The sequence below is a fragment of the Nocardia anaemiae NBRC 100462 genome (assembly GCF_001612725.1).
In the GTDB taxonomy this organism is placed as follows: domain Bacteria; phylum Actinomycetota; class Actinomycetes; order Mycobacteriales; family Mycobacteriaceae; genus Nocardia; species Nocardia anaemiae.
The window spans coordinates 93,424-100,270 of sequence record NZ_BDAZ01000058.1; the positions used below are offsets into that span (position 1 = coordinate 93,424).

Here is a 6,847-nt window from a genome sequence, read left to right on the forward strand (position 1 = left end):
GCGGCGACCGAGCATTCGAGGGGTCTCGCTCGGCGCTGCCGGGGTTCGCTCGGCTGGATCACATTCCGCTGGGAACGTTTCCGGATCCGTTGCCCGACAGTGTTTTTCGCCAGTTGCCTCGGAAAGGCAGACAAATGGATCGATCGATACAGGTAGACCGGCCGCTCGACCCGCTGGCGGTCGCCGTCGCCAACTTGTCGCTGCTCGGCATCGGGTACCTGATGCTGCGGCGGCGCGTTCTGGCCATCACCACCACGGCAATCACCTTCGGGCTGATCACCCTGCTCGTCTGTTTCGTGCGTGACGTGTGGTTCGAGGTCATGGTGCTGCTGTGGTGGGTGGCTGTCGCCGCGCACGGCTGGATCCTGGCGGGCGGCCGGAAAGGCCGGGTATGGACGCAGCGTCTGCTCGCGCTCGCCGTCACCGTTCCGGTCCTGGCGACCGTCGCGCTGCTTCGCGTCGAGGCCGCGCGGATCGAAACCGATGTCGCCGAAGCCCGCCGAGTCGGCGACTGTACGCGGGCCCAGGCCGCCGCGGATCAGCTCTGGGTCGGTGACCGCATCGCCGACGCCCCGCTGACGGACCGCGTCGACGGAACCGTTCGGGCGTGCAGGCTGATCAGGAGAGCCGAGGAAGCGTTCCGCACGGCCACGACCGGTCATATCGATTCCCTGGCAACGGGTTTCGAACTGCTGACGATGGTGCTCACCGAGTTGCCCGGCCATCAGACGATGGTCGGTCGCGTGGTCGACGGGCTCGTCGAGCAGTTGCCCAGTGCGGACGTCTGCGATGCCGTCGCGATAACCGACTGGATCGCACAGCAACACCTGGTCGGCGATGCCCTCGGCCGTGCCGCCGACGCGGTGCCGCGCATCGCGCCCGCGGCGCTGGTCGGATGCGGGGACAAACTCATGACGGCCAGCGATTGGACGCACGCCCTCGCCCGATATCAGCAATTCCTGGTCCAATACCCACAGCACGCCCTCGCCGACCGCGCCAGGAACGGAGCCATGCGGGCTGCTCAGGCGATGGAGTTGGCGGTGGTGCGCGAGCTGCTGCGCCCGCCGTCTCCCGGCGCCCAACCCGCCTACTGCCGCACCCCGAAGCCCTACAGCGGCGCGCCGCCCTACCGCAACGCCAACCCGAATCGTGCACTGCTGTTCGGGAACGATGCGGACACAGCTGCATTCCCCGCCGAGTGGCGAGCCAACGACGCTGCCGACGCCATCGTGGTGATCTGTGCCGATAGGACCGAGTTCGGCGCGGCCGTCGAAACCTGTCCCTACATCACCGAACTCACCAACCAGCGCTCGACCGTGACATTTCGGAAGAAGGCCGTACCCGTACACGTCTACGAGGTGCGAACCGGTCGTCTGGTCACCGACGCCAGGATCGAAATCGGCGGTGCCAGCTGCCCCGGACGGCTGAACGTCCCGGGCGACGTCCTGTACGTCGACGCCGCCCCGGCCGATGTGCGTGCCGCGTTCGACTGGCTGATCAATCCGCGATGAACATGATCAGCATGCGCTCAAGCGACGGTCGCGCGGAGTTGGGAGCCGCCTCGCCCGCGGATGACGTGCAGGCGGCTCGGAATCCGCTGGCGCATCTCGTCGACGTGGCTGACCACGCCAACCACGCGCCCGCCCGCGCGCAGTTCGTCGAGCACCCCCATGACCGAGTCGAGCGTATCGGCATCGAGTCCGCCGAAACCCTCGTCGATGAAGATGGTGTCGAGCACCACGCCGCCGGATTCGGCCGCTACGGTGTCGGCGAGGCCAAGGGCCAATGACAATGCGGCCATAAAAGTTTCGCCGCCGGAGAGGGTTTTGGCAGGGCGGACCGCGCCGGTGTAGTCGTCACGGATGTCGAGACCGAGGCCGCCGCGGCGGCCGCGCGGGCCCGCCTTGTCGGAGTGCACGAATTCGTAGCGACCACCCGACATGCGGCGCAGTCGAACCGAACCCGCCATAGCCACTTCCTCCAGCCGGGCGGCAAGTACATAGGAACGCAGCGACATTCGACGATTGTTCTCGCCTCGGCCCGCGACGACCTCCGCGAGCGCGGCGAGTTCCTCATGGGCGCGCTGCACCGGGGCGATCCGATCGACCGCGGCCCACAGCTGACCGCCCAGATCCTCCAGCAGGCTCACCCGCCGAGTGGCCTCCGCGTGCGCGGCGACCGCGGCGTTCAATTGGTTCTGCGCGGCCGCCACGGCGGACTCCAACTCCGCGAGATCGCCGGGCTCGGTCGAGGCGGCCGCTCGGATCTCGGGCTCGGCCAGGACCGCCTCGGCATGTGCGCGAGCTCGATCCGCGGCGACGAGTTCCGCTTCGATCTCACTCTGCCGCTGCGCGGTTCGCGAGGCGGCGGTGACCACTCGCGCGTATGCCGTCAACATAGCCACGTCATCGCGCGGTTGCGTGCCCTCTTCGGCTGACCTCGAACCGACTGCGGCCCTCGTGGTTTCCGCGTTTTCGACCCGCCTCTCGATCGATTCGGAGACCGCACCAGCGCCAGCACCGTCGGCATCGGCATCGGTGACCGCCCTACCACTGGCCGGGCCGCGTGGACCGGCGACCCGCGAAGCATTCGGACCAGCCATTGCCTCCGGACCGGCCAGGACGGAGCTGTCGTCCTGATCGATGACGAAACCTGCTGCCCGCGCGAGACTTTCGACTCGATCGGCAATTACGGTGACCTGCTCGATGGCGGCCGACTCGTCGTTGCGGGCGTCACGGAGGGCGGTGGCGTCGCCGATCAAGGTGTCGAGGCGGGTGCGGCGGCGGTCGATGGTTTCGTCGGCCCCAGCGGCCGTGCGCAGGCGATCGGTGAGTTCGGTGAGGCGCGCGGTGGCGGCGGCGATGCGGGTGGTGACGGTGCTGCGGCGGCTATCGGACTCGCGGAGTTCGTCGTGCAGGCGCGATTCGTCGGTGCGCAGACGGGACAGTTCGGCGGTGAGGCTGTCGGAGAGGCTGGCGAGTTCGGAGGCGTCTTCGTAGCGGTCCGTGGCGGCACGAAGGGCGGCGGCAAGTTCGACGCGGTCGGCATCGCCGCCGCGGGCGATCAGCGCATCGATTTCGCGTTCCAGATCGGTGATTCGGGCCAGCACCCGGTCGCGGGTGTCCTCGGCCGCGCGCTCCGCGGCGGCCGCCGCGTCCTCGGCCTCCTTCGACACCGCGCTGGCCGCCGCGCGGGCCGGTGCGGGATGGTCGACCGAGCCGCATACCGTACACGGCTCGCCGTCGGTCAGCTGACCGGCGAGTTCGGCGGCCATCCCGACCAGCCTGCGCTCGCGCAGGTCGAGCACGCGTTCCTTGGCATCGAGGTGCGCGGCTCGGGCCGACTCCAATTCGATCCGCGCGTGGTCGAGAGTTGTTCTGCGACCGGCGAGTTCGACCGCCGCCAGCGCCGCGGACTGCAGGCGTTCGCATTCGGCGGTAAGAGTGGGCAGTTTCGCTGCGGCCTCGGTGGTTTCGCGCAGCCGGGCCTCGATGCTGGCGATGGATTCGGGCAGTTGCCGACGCATTCGGGTCAGTTTGTCCACGCGGCCGCTGAGGGCGGCGTCCTCGTCGCGCAGCGTGGCCAGTTCGGAAGTGAGCCGAGTCGCGGTGGTCGCGTCGGCGCTCACCTCGTCGAGCGCGCCGATCTGGGCGCTCCACCGTCGAATGGCCGCGTCGACATCCGCGTCGGCAACGACGATCGGCGTTCCGTCCGGCCCGCGCTCAACCGTGATCAGCTCATTGCCCGCGAGATCCGCACCAGCGGGTTCGGCGAGCAGGGCGGCCAATCGTGCCGCGATGCGGTGGGTTTCGTCCGATTTGCGCCTGGCGTGCATTACCGCGGCGCGAGCCGCATCGATGGCCTCGGCGACCGGCGCGGCGCGGCGGGCCGATTCGAGTTCGGTCTGCAGGTCCGCGCGGTGGTCGGCGGTGGCCGCGTATTCGTCGAGCCGCTCACGCGCGGCGGTCATGCGGCGGCGCAGTTCGTGCAGGCGGCGTTGCTCTTCGGCACGAGACCTGATGCGCGCCGACTCCTTTTGGCACTGTTCGGCTTCGGCAGCAGTTTCGGTGAGTGCGGCGCGCGCGGTCGCGAGCAGATCTTGCGACCAGCCGACTGCCTCGAGCGGCCCGACGGACTCGGCCGCCGTCTCCCCCGCCGCCACCGCGACCTGGGCGATCAACCGATCGATGCCCTGCTTGCGCGACTCCACGTCGGCGGCCGAGGCCCGACGCTTATCGGCCAACCACTGCTCGGCACTACCGAAACGCTCTGTGTCGAAAAGCTTTTCGAGCAGCTTCTCGCGGTCCTCGTTCTCCGCGCGCAGGAATCGCGCGAAATCGCCTTGCGGCAGCAGCACGACTTGGAAGAACTGGTCAGCGCTCATCCCGAGCAATCGGATGATCTCGTCACCGATGTCGGTCAGTCGAGCGAGGTTCGTACCGCGCCCGTCCAACCATTCGAGCGTGGCGGCGGCATTCTCCTTGACCCAGCCGCTTTTGGCCCGCTTACTCGGCCGCTGGAATTCCGGCGAGCGCGTCAACCGCACTCGGCGTCCGCCCAGCGTCGCCTCGAGCACGACGCGCGGTGGCGTCTGCTCGTCGGCGTGGTCGGAATGCAGGCGCCTACTCTCGCCACGTGCCCCCGGCACACTGCCGTACAACGCGAATGCGATCGCATCCAGCACCGTCGTCTTTCCGGCACCGGTTTGCCCGTGCAGCAGAAACAGCCCATCCGCGCCGAGCGCGTCGAAGTCGACGACCGTGGTCTCGGCGAACGGGCCGAATGCGGTCATCTCCAGCCGGTGCAGCCTCATGCAGCGCTCCCGGCGACCGCATTCGCCGCCGACACCATCCGGCGCGTCGTCGCGAATTGTGCGGTCACCGCACCGCACTGCGCGGACCCACTCGCCGCACCGCACCGTGCGGACCCATGATGGCCGGTACACAGCTCCGGAGGCCCGGCGAGGCGATCGGTTGTATAGCTTGCAAACCGTGCTGCCGCAGCGACGATGCCCGGCACGGATTCTCGGCAGCAAGGCATCGGGTCGAGTGGGTCGTGTGTCGACCGACCGCCGCTCATGCGGACAGTTCTCCGGCAAGCGTGACCGCTGCGGGCACCACCCGGTCCGGTTCGGCGACGGCGGCGGCGAGCGCCCTTTCCAGCCAGGCCATTTCGCCCGGGGTCGGTTCGCCGCGCACGTCGGTGAGGAAGCTCTGCGCTACTTCGGTATCGCGGCGGCCGTGCACGCGTTCACGGTAGCGCAATTCCGGGTTGCCTTCCGGGCGTGACCATTCCACGTGCACCGCATGCGGAAAGCGTTCGCGCAGTTTGCGCATGGCGTCGACGGGGCGGGCGTAGTCGGTGAGCGTGGCGGAGACGTAGTGCTCCTCTGCCCCGGAATAGGCTGCGTCGCTGAGCAATTCGTCGAGCGTCCCGGTGAGACGGCTCAGGCCGCGCACCAGCGGAAGATCGCGGCGCTGTACCGAATGCAGGCCGGTGGCGTCCAGATCGACCAGCCACACCGCCTTGCGATGCGAGGTCTCGGCGAACGAATACGGCAGCGGGGAACCGGAATAGCGGACCGATTCCGAGAGCGTCTGCGGTGAATGCAGATGTCCGAGCGCCACGTAGTCGATGCCGTCGAATGCCGACAGCGGCACGGTCTCCACACCACCGACCGAGATCGAACGTTCGGAACCGGTCGCCTCACCACCGACCACGAAGGCGTGGGCGAGCACCACGGTGCGGGTGCCGGGACGCTCGGCGATATCGGCCCGAATCCGGCGCATTGCCGCGTCCAGAATCTCCGCATGCGAACGTGCTTGCGGCACATCGAGTTCGGCTCGAGTGATCTCCGGTTCGAGATACGGGATGCCGTAGCAGGCGATCGCGCCGTGCTCGTCGGACAAAAGCACCGGTTGATCGGCAGCGGCGACCGTCGTGCGCAGGTGCAGCCCACCCGCCGCCGCGAAACTCGCACCGGCGCCGAGCCGCGTGGGCGAATCGTGGTTGCCGGAGGTCGCGACGATCTGCGCACCGGCCGCGCGGATGGCCTCGAATCCCTGGATACACACCGCGATCGCGTCCGCGCTCGGAATCGATCGGTCGTACACGTCCCCCGGCAGTACGACGACGTCAACGGATTCGGCGGCCACCAATTGGGCAATGGCCGCGAGCGCCGCGGCCTGATCGGCGAGCAGATCGACCCCATGGAACGTGCGCCCGATGTGCCAGTCCGAGGTGTGCAGCATCCGCATGCCGCGAAACCGTAAGCGATCGCACCGACACACTCAATTTTATTGGCCGCGCCTTCGGCGCGGCGTGTTCGCGGCCCCCCGATGTCTCGCGTCCGAGCCGTCGAGACTCGCGCCTTCGGCGCATGCGCTTCGACGGCTCGGACGCGAGACGGGCCGCGAACGGTCGCTCGTAAGACTCGCTCCGTGGTGGTTGGTGATGGCGGGATGTTCAGCACTTGGTGCACGGGTGCCGTTGTCGAGTCCCGAGGCTGCGACACGCGCTTCGGCGGCTCGGACACCAGACGGGCCACGAACCCAAGTCTCGGTCCGTTGTGGGCGCCGATGGCGGGTCGTTCGGCCTGATCACCGTGTTTGCTGCGTACAAATTGGGGATCATCTGCCCAGTACGAATCCGCGGCTCCTACCTGATTTGTCGACGCACTGCTGTCCAATTGCTCACTGGTTTCGAACTTGTCGGTGCCATGCGGCACTATCTGCGCTATGACCGCACCGATGCTCGTCGCACTGATGCTGGTGTTCGCCGCCGGGGTAGGGCTCGGCTGGCTCGGGCATGCCGCGCGCGCCGGGCAGCGCGCGACGGCCGCGGAGGC

Annotated in this window: 3 protein-coding genes; 1 reads left to right on the forward strand and 2 read right to left on the reverse strand. The window is 68.4% G+C overall.

Annotated features, from left to right (window positions below; translation table 11 throughout):
- The first annotated feature begins 134 nt into the window (after positions 1 to 134).
- Positions 135 to 1,511: a hypothetical protein gene (locus NA5_RS29180; protein WP_062991738.1), complete on the forward strand. Its 1,377-nt coding sequence runs from the start codon at positions 135 to 137 to the stop codon at positions 1,509 to 1,511.
- A gap of 17 nt (positions 1,512 to 1,528) precedes the next feature.
- Here the strand turns inward: NA5_RS29180 and NA5_RS29185 are convergent, their stop codons facing one another.
- Both NA5_RS29185 and NA5_RS29190 read right to left on the reverse strand, forming a co-directional pair.
- The gene (locus NA5_RS29185) at positions 1,529 to 4,813 is read right to left on the reverse strand and encodes an AAA family ATPase (RefSeq protein WP_062991740.1); all 3,285 of its coding nucleotides are present in this window, start codon (positions 4,811 to 4,813) and stop codon (positions 1,529 to 1,531) included.
- Between the two features lie 262 nt (positions 4,814 to 5,075).
- Positions 5,076 to 6,257, reverse strand: coding sequence for an exonuclease SbcCD subunit D (locus NA5_RS29190; protein ID WP_062991742.1), 1,182 nt, complete (start codon positions 6,255 to 6,257; stop codon positions 5,076 to 5,078).
- Positions 6,258 to 6,847: the final 590 nt, after the last annotated feature.